This window comes from Halomonas sp. SIMBA_159 (assembly GCF_046536035.1).
Taxonomy (GTDB): Bacteria; Pseudomonadota; Gammaproteobacteria; order Pseudomonadales; family Halomonadaceae; genus Vreelandella; species Vreelandella venusta_A.
Genome location: NZ_JAWJBT010001243.1, coordinates 1 through 247, shown reverse-complemented (window position 1 = coordinate 247; position 247 = coordinate 1). Strand labels below are relative to the sequence as shown.

At 44.9% G+C, this 247-nt stretch carries 1 protein-coding gene; it reads right to left on the bottom strand.

Going from position 1 to position 247, the window contains the following annotated elements:
* A partial coding sequence (locus R0J87_RS23230; RefSeq protein ID WP_498889324.1) for a hypothetical protein occupies positions 1 to 200 on the bottom strand: 200 nt, incomplete at its 3' end.
* Positions 201 to 247 lie beyond the last annotated feature (47 nt).

Genomic DNA, 247 nt, shown 5'->3' with positions numbered 1-247 from the left:
ATGGCTAAAGCCTCGCCGTGAATGGTATCGGATGTTGACGGTTCAACAAATACTTGGCTAGTTGCCGTATATTCCGGTTCGTAAATAAAGACGGATACTAGCCAGACAGCAAAGACTGTAGAGACCGTCGTGCCAGCTACCAGTAGAAAGTTGCGGCTGATGCAAGTCAGAAGTCGGCGCCCAATTAGTTGTTTTCCCATTTCTCATCCCCCTCACCAATGTAATATCAAACTTACTATCTAAAAAT